The organism is Enterococcus sp. 3G1_DIV0629 (genome assembly GCF_002141285.1).
Lineage (GTDB): Bacteria > Bacillota > Bacilli > Lactobacillales > Enterococcaceae > Enterococcus_B > Enterococcus_B lactis.
On the sequence record NZ_NGLI01000001.1, the window covers coordinates 1,120,316 to 1,134,630 of the forward strand.

At 39.2% G+C, this 14,315-nt stretch carries 14 protein-coding genes; 2 read left to right on the forward strand and 12 right to left on the reverse strand.

What is annotated here, in order from left to right:
- Window positions 1-22: 22 nt before the first annotated feature.
- From A5816_RS05710 to A5816_RS05735, 6 genes are all read right to left on the reverse strand, one after another.
- Window positions 23-1,375, reverse strand: a complete 1,353-nt coding sequence (locus A5816_RS05710) for an NADH oxidase (protein ID WP_002309372.1) — start codon at window positions 1,373-1,375, stop codon at window positions 23-25.
- A 271-nt stretch (window positions 1,376-1,646) separates the two neighbouring features.
- Window positions 1,647-2,093: a Fur family transcriptional regulator gene (locus tag A5816_RS05715; protein WP_002289542.1), complete on the reverse strand. Its 447-nt coding sequence runs from the start codon at window positions 2,091-2,093 to the stop codon at window positions 1,647-1,649.
- 238 nt (window positions 2,094-2,331) lie between these two features.
- Window positions 2,332-3,258 (reverse strand): cysteine synthase A, encoded by a 927-nt coding sequence (gene cysK, locus A5816_RS05720; protein ID WP_010732668.1) that lies wholly within the window; start codon window positions 3,256-3,258, stop codon window positions 2,332-2,334.
- Between the two features lie 139 nt (window positions 3,259-3,397).
- Window positions 3,398-4,288, reverse strand: coding sequence for a glucosaminidase domain-containing protein (locus tag A5816_RS05725; RefSeq protein WP_010732669.1), 891 nt, complete (start codon window positions 4,286-4,288; stop codon window positions 3,398-3,400).
- A 246-nt stretch (window positions 4,289-4,534) separates the two neighbouring features.
- Window positions 4,535-6,532 carry a transketolase gene (gene tkt / locus A5816_RS05730; protein WP_002309376.1) on the reverse strand — a complete coding sequence of 666 codons (1,998 nt, stop codon included), beginning with the start codon at window positions 6,530-6,532 and terminating at the stop codon, window positions 4,535-4,537.
- A gap of 101 nt (window positions 6,533-6,633) precedes the next feature.
- On the reverse strand, window positions 6,634-6,885 hold the full coding sequence (locus A5816_RS05735; RefSeq protein ID WP_002309377.1) for a DUF896 family protein: 252 nt from the start codon (window positions 6,883-6,885) through the stop codon (window positions 6,634-6,636).
- Window positions 6,886-7,031: 146 nt separating this feature from the next.
- On the opposite strand from A5816_RS05735, the gene lexA reads away from it, so the two are divergent.
- Together lexA and A5816_RS05745 are read left to right on the forward strand one after the other, a co-directional pair.
- On the forward strand, window positions 7,032-7,655 hold the full coding sequence (lexA, locus tag A5816_RS05740; RefSeq protein WP_002309378.1) for a transcriptional repressor LexA: 624 nt from the start codon (window positions 7,032-7,034) through the stop codon (window positions 7,653-7,655).
- Between the two features lie 178 nt (window positions 7,656-7,833).
- Complete coding sequence (locus tag A5816_RS05745; RefSeq protein WP_002297436.1) at window positions 7,834-8,052, forward strand: hypothetical protein; 219 nt, start codon at window positions 7,834-7,836, stop codon at window positions 8,050-8,052.
- A gap of 221 nt (window positions 8,053-8,273) precedes the next feature.
- Here A5816_RS05745 and A5816_RS05750 read toward each other — a convergent pair whose 3' ends face one another.
- The 6 genes from A5816_RS05750 to A5816_RS05775 form a co-directional block, all read right to left on the reverse strand.
- Window positions 8,274-8,786: an adenine phosphoribosyltransferase gene (locus tag A5816_RS05750; RefSeq protein ID WP_002295813.1), complete on the reverse strand. Its 513-nt coding sequence runs from the start codon at window positions 8,784-8,786 to the stop codon at window positions 8,274-8,276.
- A gap of 13 nt (window positions 8,787-8,799) precedes the next feature.
- Window positions 8,800-11,097, reverse strand: a complete 2,298-nt coding sequence (recJ, locus tag A5816_RS05755) for a single-stranded-DNA-specific exonuclease RecJ (protein ID WP_086310930.1) — start codon at window positions 11,095-11,097, stop codon at window positions 8,800-8,802.
- 141 nt (window positions 11,098-11,238) lie between these two features.
- Complete coding sequence (locus tag A5816_RS05760) at window positions 11,239-11,682, reverse strand: lipopolysaccharide assembly LapA domain-containing protein (protein WP_002390566.1); 444 nt, start codon at window positions 11,680-11,682, stop codon at window positions 11,239-11,241.
- Window positions 11,683-12,471, reverse strand: coding sequence for an SDR family oxidoreductase (locus A5816_RS05765; RefSeq protein WP_002329154.1), 789 nt, complete (start codon window positions 12,469-12,471; stop codon window positions 11,683-11,685).
- Window positions 12,468-13,409 (reverse strand): ribonuclease Z, encoded by a 942-nt coding sequence (rnz, locus tag A5816_RS05770; protein WP_002313806.1) that lies wholly within the window; start codon window positions 13,407-13,409, stop codon window positions 12,468-12,470. The genes A5816_RS05765 and rnz overlap by 4 nt, the downstream gene beginning before the upstream one ends.
- A gap of 174 nt (window positions 13,410-13,583) precedes the next feature.
- A complete protein-coding gene (locus A5816_RS05775; RefSeq protein ID WP_010732673.1) occupies window positions 13,584-14,171 on the reverse strand; it encodes a hypothetical protein in 588 nt (195 codons plus the stop codon).
- Window positions 14,172-14,315: the final 144 nt, after the last annotated feature.

Sequence of the window (14,315 nt, forward strand, 5' to 3'; positions counted from 1 at the left end):
AACCGCTCTCGTCTGTCTTTCTTTATTGTGCTGTTTCGATTTCGCCTAGCGCTGCTTGTGCAAGTAGGTTCAAGTAATTCCAAGGACGGTCAAAATGTGGTTGGAAGAAGAAGTCTGAAAGAGCAAGATCTTCTACAGTCATTTTATTTTGAACAGCTAAAGACATAGTATTTGCTGATTGCGTAATGTCGTATTTAGACATGAACTGAGCACCAACGATACGATTTGTGCCTTTTTCATAAACTAACTCCATCATTACTTTTTCAGTAGTCGGCATGAACTCTGGACGATAATTGTCTTCAAATACCGTTGCTTGGACTTCTAGATCGTTCAATGTTGCGCTTTCTTTGGTCACTCCTGTCGAGCCAATCGTCCAGCCAAATAGATAAAGTCCTGAAGTTCCTTGAGTCCCACGATACGCCATTTTATGCTCTGTCAAGTTATTTCCTACAAGCAATCCTTGGCGCACGGCATTTGTTGCCAGAGGAATATAATTTTGTGTGCCACTTGGATTGTAGTTGACTACTGCTGAATCTCCAGCAGCAAAAATGTCTGGATCACTTGTTTGCATGTATTCATTTACTTTGATTGCCCCGTTTGGCAGTGTCTCTACTTTTCCTTCGATCAGTTTTGTATTTGGACGGAAGCCCACACATAAAATGACCATATCTGTATCAAATGTATCTGTTGGTGTAGCTACTTGTTTCACTTTTCCTTCTTCATCTGTGATGAATTCAGTAACATTTTCACCTAATGCAAGAGTGACACCGCGGTCTGTCAATTCTTTTTCTAAGATATCTGTGAATGGTTTATCTAGATATTTGTTCAAGATGCGATCTAACCCATCAATCAATGTTACTTGTTTTCCAGATTCGACAAAAGCTTCGACTAATTCAATACCGATATACCCACCACCAACGATTACTACACGTTTTGCTTCTTTTGCTTGTGCAATGATTTCATTTGCTTGGTTGTAGTTTTTGCATAGGAGTACATTTTTTGCATCAATTCCACTAATCGGTGGGATGATAGGCCATGAACCAGTTGTCATTACTAATTTATCATAAGAAACCGTTTCTGTTTCTCCTGTTTTCAGATCTTTTGCCGTCACTGTTTTGTTTTCTGTATCGACGTCTGTTACATCGTGTTCCATTTTAACTGTTGCTCCTAATGAAGATAATTCTTCAGGGTTTGAGTAGAACAAGCCTGCTGGGTCTTTTACTACTCCGCCGACATAAAGCGCGATACCGCAAGATAAGAAAGAAATATTGTCATTTCTTTCATATACTGTCACTTCTGCTTCTGGATGATTTTTTAAAATACTTTTTACAGCTGCAGTACCTGCATGAGTACAGCCAATTACTACTACTTTCATTTATGGTCCCTCCGATTAACATTTTGTCCTTCGACAAAATTACTATAACAGAAATAAAACGGATACAACAGTTTAATGCTTGTGAATTCACAAAGGTTTATTTGTAGTTTTACTCATTTACAATCATAGAAATCCATTGTTAGCAAGGTTATAATTGTGATAACATTCACTTTAACGTTTGTGTTTGTGAACAAAAGACAAAAAAATAAAAAAAGCTAGCGTTTTTTTACGCAGCCAGCTTTTTTAGGTGTAACACTTGTAGAAACTGTTTTTACATTTGTGCCTTTTTTGCTGATTCTTTACAGTCTGGACAAAGTCCATACAATTCCAGCCGATGTTCGTTAATCTCAAAATCAGTCAGCCTACTCGCAGCCATTTCTATATCTTCTAACCCTGGGTAATGAAAATCAACGATCTTACCGCAGTTTTCGCAAATCACATGATAGTGACGCTTTGAGCTGAAATCAAAACGGCTAGAAGCATCGCCGTACTTCATTTCTTGAACAAATCCAATCGAAGTAAACAGACGAAGATTGTTGTAAACGGTCGCAACACTCATGTTTGGGAAACGATGTTCAAGTGCTTTATAAATCTCATCAGCTGTTGGATGGGAATGATGTTCAATCAAATATTCTAAAACCGCGTACCGTTGAGGTGTGATTCGAATGTTCTCTTTTTTTAACTTTTCGATAACCTCTTCGACTAACTTATTTTCCATGTAAACACCCCACGTTGTTATTCTCGTCTTATCATACTATTTTTACATTTTAAAATCCACTTAACATGAAAAGAAAATTCAATTTTATTGTATTTTAATGAAAAAAAGACGTAAAACAGTCATGTTCACCATTCTACGTCTCTATTCAACTAACTCTTTTCTTATCATAGATTTTTGTGTTTTCTTTTCATCTGTAAAAGCCTTCCACATAAACCTATTTATAGAGAAACAAGTTTACTTACATTTCTTGGTAAAGGGCTGTAGATAAATAACGTTCACCATTGTCGGGAACGACTGCTAATACCTTTTTGCCTTTCCCTAGCTCTTTTGCGACTTTTAATGCAGCAGCAATTGCAGCGCCAGATGAGATACCAACTAAAATTCCTTCTTTTCGTCCGACTTCTCTAGCTGTTTCCATCGCTTCGTCTCCAGTCACGGAAAGGACTTTATCATATACAGAGGTATCCAGTGTTTTAGGAACAAATCCTGTACCGATTCCTTGGATTTTGTGAGGACCTGCTTCTTTTCCTTCTAAAATGGCAGATTCTGCCGGTTCTACCCCAACTAATTCGATCTTTGGATACACACGTTTTAATTCTCGGCCAGCGCCAGTGATTGTCCCGCCTGTCCCGATACCTGCGACAAAAGCGTCCAATCCATTTACTCCAAAGGCTTGATGAATCTCTGGACCAGTCGTTTTTTCATGTACAAGAGGATTTGCTTCATTTTCAAATTGTAATGGTAAAAAGTAGCCATTTTCTTTTGCCAAACGTTCTGCTTCTCTAATGGATCCAGAAATACCATCCACACCAGGCGTCAGAATCAACTCTGCGCCGTATCCTTTCATCAATAAACGTCTTTCGATACTCATCGTCTCAGGCATCACGATAATGACTTTATATCCTTTCGCGACTCCTACCATCGACAATCCGATTCCTGTATTTCCAGAAGTAGGTTCAATGATGGTATCTCCTGGTTTCAGTAATCCATCATGTTCCGCTTTTTCTATCATACTTAGAGCAATCCGGTCCTTTACACTTCCTCCTGGATTAAAAAACTCAAGTTTCACAAATACATCTGCTGAATCTTCTGGTACGACTTTATTTAATTTGACGATTGGCGTTTTACCAATCAATTCGGTGACTGAGTTATAGATAGCTGTCATCTTCAATTCCCCCTTGTCTTTGCTCTTTCCTACTTATCATAATACAATCTGTTCATTTCTGGCGAGTGATTCGTCTTTGACTAGCAAAAAAAGGCAAAGATATACCAGATATGGTAGTTTCTTTGCCTTTTTATCTAAATCAAACGTTTAGTTCTTGTCCGACTAATAAAGAATAACTGGACATGGACATGCCGTTTTTCGCCATTAGATCATCAACAGACATGCCAAATTTTTGTGCAATATCCCATAGCGTATCTCCTGATACAACTGTATATGTTTGACTACTATTTGTATCCGCACCTGTTGTCGAAGATGATGATGACGTTGAAGTCGTCGTAGTAGTTGTTGTTGTACTTGTGGTAGTTGTGGTCGCCGAACCAGTTGATGGTGTATCAAAACGGGTTAAATTATAAGTATTAATCAATGAGTTCAATTTGGTCCCATAATCTGGATCGGTAGCATAACGACCTGTCAAGTACGCTGTTGCATCATAAAAACTTGTTGTATTGCTTTTCCATACACCAGCATAATGATAATCGCCTGTTGAAAAACTGGTTGAACGAAGAACATTTGCATGGTCTTGGAAGGATTCCCAATAAGAAGAATATTTTCGGAATGGTTCATTCATCGTTACCCATTGTCCGTTTACATATTCTTTGGTTGCCATATAAACGACCTGTCCGTTATAGCTTCCTTTTACACCGAACAAATTATAATTGGGCGCACTAGCTAATCCGGAAGTACCATATGCACTTTCCAACAACGCTTGAGCGATCATGACTGAAGCATACAAGTCATTACTTGCAGCAACTTCTGATGCAGACCAGCCGATTTGATCGATAAACGCTTGAGGATCAGCGACTGTTTGAGATCCTTGTTCATCTGCATGAACACTTTGCGGTACCGCTGTAACCATCATCGGCCCAACTAAAAGACTCGTTCCAATTAAAGGAGCAATCGCTTTTTTATTGATCACCATGTTTCTTTTAGGTCTATGGTGTCGGGCACTGCGGGTCTTCAGCTCTTGCATTCAAATTCCTCCTCAAAATAAAAAAACTTAATAAAAAGTTCTCTTCTTAAAACAAACTTAATTAATTAAATTATACTTTTAATTCTCAAGAAACACAAACTAATCCGAAGAATTCTTTGTTTTGTCATTTAAATGTAATATAACAGAAAACGAAAAGTAACATTGATCCATTCTTTCCACCACATAAAAAACAGCTGCCTCCAACTTGCAGACAGCTGTCTTTATCATTCAAACAATGATTGGTGTCTATGATAATTGATTGTACGTATTCACAACATTTTCTACTGTAAATCCAAACTCTTCTAAAATTTTAGCACCAGGAGCAGATGCACCGAAATGATCGATGGTAATCGTTGTTCCTTCTGTCCCCACATAGCGTTCCCATCCGAATGATGCAGCAGCTTCGATCGCCACGCGTTTCTTCACTGCTTTAGGAAGTACGCTTTCTTTGTATTCAGAAGATTGTTTTTCAAACAGGTCGAAGCTTGGCATAGAGACAACAGAAACATCTTTCCCGTTTTCTGCCAATTCTTTTTGAGCTTTCACGGCTAAATCAACTTCAGAACCAGTTGCAATCAAAATACCTTCTGGTGTTTCTCCTTTAGCTGGAGAAAGAACGTACGCGCCTTTTTTGACCATTTCATCTGCTACTTCTTTTGTAGAAGGCAATACAGGAAGGTTTTGACGGCTCAATACAAGGATAGTAGGCGCATCAGTAGTCTCCATCGCCACTTTCCAAGCAGCACGTGTTTCATTTCCGTCTGCTGGACGAATCACTTGGACACCAGGCATGCAACGAACAGAAGCTAATTGTTCAATCGGTTCGTGTGTTGGTCCGTCTTCTCCGACAGCAACGGAGTCATGTGTCAAAACGTAAACAACAGGCGTATGTTGAATCGCTGCTAAACGAACAGCTGGTCTTAGGTAATCGACAAAGACAAAGAATGTTCCGCCATAGATACGAGTTCCGCCATGAAGTTGGATACCATTCATAGCCGAAGCCATCGCAAATTCGCGAACGCCAAACCAGATGTTACGTCCTTCATAATGTTCAGGAGTAAAATCTTTATCAGCAGCTACCATTGTATTATTGGAACCTGATAAATCTGCTGAACCGCCCCAGAAACTTGGTATAGCTTTCGATAATTCTTGGATAACTTCTTTACTTGAAACACGGCTTGCTTGACTGCTTCCTACTTCATAAGTCGGCAATTCTGCATCCCAGTTTTCTGGCAGTTTTCCATCAAAGGCATCTTCAAATTGTTGTGCTAATTCAGGATAAGCTTTTTTATAATTGGCAAACATTTCATTCCACGCATCTTCAGCTTTTTGTCCTTCTTCTATCATTGTTTGATGGAAGCGGGCAGCTACTTCTTCGGGAACAGTGAAGTCTGGATAATCCCATCCGTAAACTTCTTTAGCCATCTTGATACCATCTTCGCCAAGAGGAGCACCATGAACAGCCGATGTTCCTTCTTTAGGAGCACCGTAGCCGATGACTGTTTTTACTTCAATCAACGTTGGTTTATCTGTTTCAGCTTTTGCTTCTTCAATCGCTTTAGAGATTGCTTCTAAGTCATTTCCGTCTTTCACTAAGATATGTTGCCAGCCATATGCTTCATAACGAGCACCAACATTTTCTGTGAACGCTTTTGAAGTTGGACCATCTAATGAAATATCGTTTGAATCATATAAAACGATTAATTTACCTAACTTCATATGACCTGCCATCGAACTTGCTTCTTGAGAGACTCCTTCCATCAAGTCTCCATCCCCACAGATTGCATACGTATAGTGATCCATTACGTTGAAGTTTTCTTTGTTATAAGTTGCTGCAAGGTGTGCTTCAGCCATCGCCATACCAACAGCCATTGCAATCCCTTGGCCTAATGGGCCTGTAGTAGCTTCTACACCATCTGTATGATGGACTTCAGGATGTCCCGGTGTCTTAGAATCCCATTGACGGAATTGTTTCAAATCATCAATTGTCACTTGATAGCCAGCTAAATGAAGTAAACTATATAACATTGCTGACCCATGTCCTGCTGAAAGAATGAAACGGTCGCGATCAGCCCAATTTTTCGATGTCGTTGGATTTACTTTCAGGTGTTTTGTCCATAACGCATATGCCATAGGTGCTGCGCCCATCGGCAATCCAGGATGTCCTGAGTTTGCTTTTTGGACTGCTTCAATACTTAATGTACGAATTGTGTTAACGCCAAGTTGGTCAATTTTGTCAAACAAAATAACCCCTCCTATTAATTTAGGTTTTTTTTACCTTTATTTCTTACACTTTCATTCTATAAGATGTCACACGAAAAAGCAATCATTTTCAGTATTTTTTACTAAAAGTTGTCATTTCGGTTGTGTAAGCCTTTTTTCTTTTGGATTTCTTTTAATTTTTCCGGGGTCACGTCATTGCCCTCAGGATCGACGATTTTCATTCCTTCGATATGATGACGCATACCGGAACGAAAAGCTTCCAAATACTCTTTGCGTAAGTTGATTTGTTCTTGTTCTTCGGCTTTCGAGAGACCATTTTCCTTCTTTTTACGTGCAAGTTCATTGATCCGCTCTATTTTTTCAGGTGACAGCATGCTCAGCCCTCCTTTTACTCTCCTTCATATTATATAAAAACTGAAAAAAAAACAACTAGATAAACTAAATAAAATACGAACATTCGTTTGATTTAGCGCTTTTTATATGGTACTATTTATTTATCAAGTGAAAGAAGGTGTACCTTGTGGCCCGACAAACTGAATCAAGACAAATTGAAGTCTTACGTTATATCCATGAACAAGTAACCCAAAAAGGATACCCGCCAACTGTCCGTGAAATCGGGGAAGCTGTTCAGCTTTCTTCTACTTCTACTGTTCACGGTCATCTTGCACGGCTTGAAAAAAAAGGGTTTATCCAAAGAGATCCGACGAAACCTCGTGCAATCGAGTTGACAAAACAAGGTTTAGAAAAGATTGGGATTCGTCCAACAACTATTCCAGTACTTGGCGTAGTAACAGCTGGAGAACCAATTTTAGCAGTAGAAGATGCTTCGGACTTCTTTCCGATCCCTCCTAATCTTTCTTCTGAAGAAGGCAGTCTCTTTATGCTGACGATTCGTGGAGATAGTATGATCAATGCTGGAATTTTGGATGGCGACAACGTGATCGTTCGGAAGCAGGAAACTGCACAAAACGGTGATATCGTCATTGCAATGACTGCAGAGGATGAAGCGACTTGCAAACGATTCTATAAAGAAAAAAACTACTTCCGTCTTCAACCTGAAAACGACTTACTCGAACCAATCATTTTAGATCAAGTATCTATATTAGGACGAGTAGTAGGGCTCTATCGTAGTCATATCTATTAATTAGTACTAAAAAAGAAAATTGTTTAAAACCGAGTTTGAGACCATTGTCTCAAACTCTTTTTTCGCCCAAGTTCTTCTTCTTTCAAATTTTTATCACTTCCCTCTTTACAAACCGAACAAATATTCGTATACTAAATATACGAACAATTGTTCGCATAAATTAACGAGGTGAGAATTCATGAAATCAATGAGACGTCTTGGCTTAGTATTAACTGTTTTGTTTTTAGGTATTATTATTGGTAATTTCGGCATACGTCCAGCTTTACTTGTGTTTGTTCCGTTATTTACTTTGTGGTTCATGTTGTGGGATGAAAAGAAGTACCGTCAATCTGAGCGGCGCAGAATTCATGAAGATCATTTCTATCATGAACCCTACTACAGATCCAGGCAATCATAATGAGGATTGACTGCTAATTGTTTAAAAGACAAAAAGTTAAACTTTTACGAGGGTGTGACAAAAATCGGTCACATCCTTTTTTTCGAACCTTTACTGGACTTTGACTGGTTCCATTTATAAAAAAATAGCGACCCTCAAGCGTCAGAGTGCCTATCTGACTTTTGAGGGTCGCTTCAAAATCACTTCTTTATAAATTATAAATCATAAATCGCTTTTTCTGCTTAATATTCCATTAATGTAATAATGTCGTATCCTTTGATTTTGTCGCGTCCATGGAGATCCATCAATTCGATTAAAAATGCGCAGCCTACGACTACACCGCCTAATTGTTCGATCAGTTCGATTGTCGCTTTGATCGTTCCACCTGTAGCCAGCAAATCGTCACAAATCAGCACACGCTGACCTGGTTTAATGGCATCCTTATGCAATGTCAATGTATCTGTTCCATATTCTAATCCATAAGTCACTTCGATGGTTTCTCGAGGTAATTTTCCTTTTTTGCGGACTGGTGCAAAACCAACTCCTAACTCATAAGCAACAGGACATCCTACGATGAACCCACGTGCTTCTGGTCCAACTACCATATCAATTCGTTTTTCTTTTGCATAATTTACGATTTGCTTCGTAGCTTCCCGATAAGCGTCACCATCTGCCATCAGCGGGGAAATATCTCGGAACACAATTCCTTTTGACGGATAGTCGGGAATACTGGCAATATAATCTTTTAAATCCACTCTTTGTTTCCTCCTAGGTTGTTAACCATTTCTTTATGGTAGGAATATCGCTCAAAAGCAAAAATTCCTCAACTTTGATTTTATTTAGCCGCCGCTGGTATAATTTGCTCTCAGTCAAAGGATGACTTTCTGGGTTGGCGACTTTTTGTAAAACACCGTTCTCTATTGTAACAAATTTCAATTCAAAAAACACCTGTATCATAAAAATTAATAATTTTTCAGGGATACGCAAATATTGAGCTACTGCTTTTATTTTATGACGTATATCTATTCGTTCTTGAGAATGGATCAATTTAAACAATTTTGCGTACTGTTCTCTTGTGCCTACCCCATTCAAATAAGCCTCATCAGGTGAAATCCCCATCAGATAAACACGATTGAATGAATAAGACCGAAAGACTTCTTTCAGCTCTGCTAAATCATCTGGACAGTCCATAATAACCAGAGATTTCGGTTTTCTTTTTTCAATTACCGCCTGTATAGAATCCATTCCTTCGAAAACAATCGCCGTTTCTTGGATACTCTCCGGCACGAATTTCAACGTCGAAGAATCAAAAGCTAAATAAAGACTGTCTTCAGATGTTCGGCTCTGTTCACGGAAACGTTTTGCCCGCCAATCAAATACTTGCAGACCCCCTACTGCAAAATCAGATACCATCAATTGCGGTTTCTTACGTCCATTCCATTCATTGATTGAAAGCTTTCCTACTACATCTACTAGATTATTCAGCAGTTCTTCTTCTTGAGTTCCAAAACCAAAAGCGACCGCATCAAGCTGACTAGATTCATCGGAAAGGACAAATTTCAGATGCTGTTGGTTTGCTCCGATTCTTTTGACATTCGCTGCTTGGACTTGCCGAAATAAAAATTGAGGTAAAGGATTATCTGTACCAAATGGCGCTAATAATTTTAGTTCATCAATACGCTCTACTGTTACTTCATCCGGAAATAGCACTTCATCAATTCTTAATTCAGGTCCTCTTGTCAAATCGATTTGACGATCGACTATATATTGGTTCATCTTCTCCTGTAGTATTGTGACATTTTCACTTGGCATCGTTAACCCGACTGCTACATGATGTCCCCCGAAGTAAGTAAATAAATCCCGCATCTGGTCAAGCATTTCAAAAAGGTTCAAGGCTTCAACACTACGTCCAGATCCTTTAGCTGATCCGTCTTCTTTTAAAGTAAGAACAAGCGTTGGTTTACCAGTTTCGTTCATTATTTTTCCTGCAACAATACCCAAAACACCTTCATGCCATCCTCGGTTTACCAATAGATGGATATGATTCTCCTTATTGACCATTGCTAATGCTTCTTCTGTTATCTGCTCTACGATTGCTTTTCTTTCTTCATTGATTTCATTCAATTTTTTTGCTTGAATGGATGCCTCTTCTTCGTCAAACGTTGCAAGCAATGAAACGGCAGGTCGCGGGTCACCCATCCGACCAATGGCATTTAGTCTGGGCGCAATCGAAAAGCCGATCGTTGTTTCGTCTGCATCCCTCATTTTTACGCCACTTTCTTCAAACAGCGCCTGAAGTCCTATCCGTTCTGAATGATGGATGGCATCGATTCCTAATGAAACAAGGATTCGATTCTCATCAGTCAATGAAACTAAATCGGCGATCGTTCCTATTGCTACTAAATCCAAAAATTCTGCAGGTGGTTCTTCCAACAGTGCAGAAGCTACTTTGAATGCTACTCCGACTCCTGCCAGATCTGGAAATGGATATTGCCCCGCTGGATGACGAGGATGAACAATCGCATAGGCATCTGGTAATTTCTCAGGTAGTTCGTGATGGTCTGTAATGATCACGTCTACACCAGCTTGCTGAGCATATGCTACTGCCTCATGTCCTGCTACCCCGTTATCAACAGTGATGATCAACTGGACGCCTTTTTCGATCTTTTCTTGGTATACCGATCGATTTGGTCCATACCCGTGTTCAAATCGATTTGGCAAAAATACTTCTACTTCTGCACCAAGTAATTCCAGTGTTTCTTTCATTACCGTTGCACTGGTGATTCCGTCTGCATCATAATCACCGTAAACAAGGATTTTTTCTCCACTGATTACAGCTTCTTGTATTCGACTGATTGCTTTATCCATATCGTGCATCAGATACGGATCATGTAGTTCTTGTTCCTTTGGATGTAAAAATCGGTTGATATCCTCTTCCTCATGGTAACCTCTTTGCCACAGTAACTTACCGACAAATGGAGATAATTTCAGTTCACGGATCATTTGGAGAAAGGATTCAGAAGGCTCTGTCTCGCTTAACTTCCAATCAAAATTTGCTTGTCTCACTTTCTCACTCCTAACTTAGTTATTATAGCAAAGGAAATCAGCAAAAAAAAGCAGAAAGAAAGAATAAAAATAGATCAGATCCGCTAGACTGATGTTCAGCAGGACCCGATCTTTTATACGACCATTTATGAAATATCCCTATTAGTCAAAATAATTGAAGCTTTGTTTTGGCGCTTGCGTTTTTTGTTCTTCCGGTGCTTTCAATTGACTGATTTGTGCTGTTTTCGCTTGTAATTCCGCCTGATAAGCAGCTTCTAACTCCGCGCGTTCGTTTCTAAACTCGCGTTGCTGTTCTTCTTTTGCTTCTTCAATTTTCTTTTGCAGATCTGTTTGGTATTCTGATATTTCCTGAGTCAGCTGCTTGATTTGCTTTTTTTGCTGCCACAGTGTTGCCGAAGCAGTCAAGAATACAATCAGTGCACCAATCAGCGCAGAACCGATAATCACTAAGATCAACGGTGCAGAAAAGGAAGTGAAGCCAAAACTTACAGGGACATTTTTATTGTTCAATACAGCAAAAAGAACAATAATCAAAACTAAGATAAATCCAAGAATCACATTGCTTTGCTTTTTCAATTCCTCCACCTACTTTTTGTTAAAAATTCCGCTGGCTAAATAATCACCAATCGTTGGAAACAGCGTATAAAATTTTGATGCAACTTCTAAAATAAACGGTTGATTGATTTCTCGTTTTGGATGTCTCATATTGCGGACGATCATTTTTGCCAACTTAGTAGGTTCTAAAACGATTTGCCCGACTTTTTCCAAATAGCTTCCGCTTGGATCAGCCTTGTCAAAGAAATCTGTCTCGATTGGACCTGGATTTACTGTCGTAACAGCTACACCAAGTGGTTTCAATTCTAATCGCAAAGCGTTGGAGAAGCCAAGGACCGCAAATTTCGTGGCAGAATAAACCGTTGATTTTGCAGTTGCCATTTTCCCAGCCATTGAGGCGATATTAATAATATGTCCCTGTCTTCTTTCTGCCATATCGATCGCAAATTTTTGTGTCAAAACCATCATTCCTAAGATATTGACTTCAAACATATCGTATGCTTTTCCAAGATCGAATGTAAGGAAGTCCTCAAAAATACCAAAACCAGCATTGTTTACCAGAATATCGACACGTCCAACTTCTTCCATTACTTTTTCATATAGTTCATCCACACTATAAGGATCGCTGACATCTACTTTGAAAGCATAAGCCTCTTTGCCGCTCAAGCGTCTGCACTCGTCTCTGACACCTTCTACAAATGCCATTCTTCGTGCGCAACTTATAACGATTGCTCCTTGCTTTGCTGCTTCATAACAGATTTGAGCGCCTAGACCACCTGAACTACCTGTTACTAAAACAACTTTATCTTCTAAATTCATGCCTCATCCTCCTCACGAAATGGTATCTCAATGCTATCAAAATCTTTCATGATCGTCGTGTTTTCAAACACTTCTTTTGCTTCTTTTTCAAGCTCTAGAGCTGCTTTTCCTAAATATCTTGCACTGATATGAGTAAGCAACAGCCGTTTTGCCTGCGCTTCTTTTGCAACTTCAGCAGCTTGATGAGTCGTGGAATGGAAATAGTTATGCGCCATTCTTGCTTCATCTTTATTAAATGTGCTTTCATGTACCAGAATATCACTGTTTTCCGCAAGCACAACAGAATTATGTGTTTTTCTCGTGTCGCCTAAAATAGTCACGATCCGCCCTTTTTTATTTGGGCCTACGAAATCTTTTCCATTGATCGTCCGACCATCTTCTAGTTGGATCGTTTCCCCTTGCTTCAGCTTGCCGTACAGTGGTCCAGCCGGAATGCCTAATTCTTTCAGACGATCCACCTGCAATTCTCCTTTATGATCATGTTCAACCACACGATAACCGAAACTGTCGATTCCATGATTTAGTTTTTTTGCATAAACAGAAAATTGCTGATCAGTAAAAATCGGGTCTGTTTCATTTAACTCGATGAATTTCAGCGGATAACTTAACCGTGTTTGCGAAATGCCTAAAGAGACTTTTATGTATTCCTCTATCCCTTTTGGCCCGTAAATCTCTAATGGCGTATCCCCACCTTGAAATGAACGGCTGCTGATGAGTCCAGGAAGCCCGAAAATATGATCGCCGTGTAAATGTGTAATGAAAATTTTACCGATTTTTCTCGGACGGATAGTCGTTCGCAAAATCTGCATTTGCGTGCCTTCACCACAGTCGAATAACCAAACTTCATTACGTTCGTCTAAAAGTTTCAATGCTATACTTGTCACATTTCTATGTTTTGCAGGAACACCTGCGCCTGTTCCTAAAAATTGTAATTCCATAATCTACCTGACTTTCTTTAAGTTCCTCTTTAATTTTAGGGGAAAAAGATAGGATAATCAACCGTAAGTCGATAAAGGCTTCAAATAAAAACGATGTTCTTCTGTGATAACGTTTTCTTTAAACTCCATTGTAAAAACAGCAGCGAACCCTTTTGAGATTCTCTGCTGTTTTTATTAATTTGAAGATTCGGAACTCTCATTGTCATCGGAAGATTGCAGATGTTTGTCCTCCCAAGTCTTTTGGGCAGCTTCTTTCGCCTGCTTTTCGGCTTCTTTCGCATCGTGCACATCTTTTTCGACATCTTCATAATCCAAACGGGTAATTTCTCCGCCTAATTCCATCATCACTAATTGATTCAATGGACGATTGTCTTCTTCATCCGCAATCAAAATCAGTCCTGTAGCTCCTTCACCGATTTTATTTCCTACAAAGTCGAACACAGTCTGAGCATCTTTTATTTCTTTTGCATCTTGTGTCGCACCAATCATCCCTCCGGCAAACCATCCTAATAGAATCCCTAGCGGCCCACCTAATACGCCAACCAACATACCAATCAACCCACCAGTAGAAGATTTGTTATTACCAGTAAAGTCGATAAAATCTTCTATTTTGAATTGATGGGTTCCATTGGGATCATGGCTGACAACGGCCATCTGTTCTCCTTTGATCGAACGAACAGCATGGAGTTTTTTGATTTCTGAAAATGCCTGATATGCTTGGCTTTCTACTTGAAAATTTAAAATGATTACTCGCTTGCTCATTGAAAACGCCCCTTTCATACCTTCTTGTTATTTATTTTACCTTTAATTGTAAAATAAGAAAAGAAAAGCACTCTTTTCTACCTAATAAAAAAGGAGAATGGCCTCAGCCATACTCCCCTTAGATTTGAAACTATATTTTTTGGT

Excerpts from the sequence above, each read along its gene's own strand:
- A5816_RS05745 (WP_002297436.1), top strand. The coding sequence starts at position 7,834 with ATGAAATCAATGAGACGTCTTGGCTTAGTATTAACTGTTTTGTTTTTA.
- rnz (WP_002313806.1), bottom strand. The coding sequence starts at position 13,409 with ATGGAATTACAATTTTTAGGAACAGGCGCAGGTGTTCCTGCAAAACAT.
- A5816_RS05765 (WP_002329154.1), bottom strand. The coding sequence starts at position 12,471 with ATGAATTTAGAAGATAAAGTTGTTTTAGTAACAGGTAGTTCAGGTGGT.
- cysK (WP_010732668.1), bottom strand. The coding sequence starts at position 3,258 with ATGACAGCTATCTATAACTCAGTCACCGAATTGATTGGTAAAACGCCA.
- A5816_RS05715 (WP_002289542.1), bottom strand. The coding sequence starts at position 2,093 with ATGGAAAATAAGTTAGTCGAAGAGGTTATCGAAAAGTTAAAAAAAGAG.
- A5816_RS05735 (WP_002309377.1), bottom strand. The coding sequence starts at position 6,885 with ATGCTGTCACCTGAAAAAATAGAGCGGATCAATGAACTTGCACGTAAA.
- A5816_RS05710 (WP_002309372.1), bottom strand. The coding sequence starts at position 1,375 with ATGAAAGTAGTAGTAATTGGCTGTACTCATGCAGGTACTGCAGCTGTA.
- A5816_RS05725 (WP_010732669.1), bottom strand. The coding sequence starts at position 4,288 with ATGCAAGAGCTGAAGACCCGCAGTGCCCGACACCATAGACCTAAAAGA.
- A5816_RS05775 (WP_010732673.1), bottom strand. The coding sequence starts at position 14,171 with ATGAGCAAGCGAGTAATCATTTTAAATTTTCAAGTAGAAAGCCAAGCA.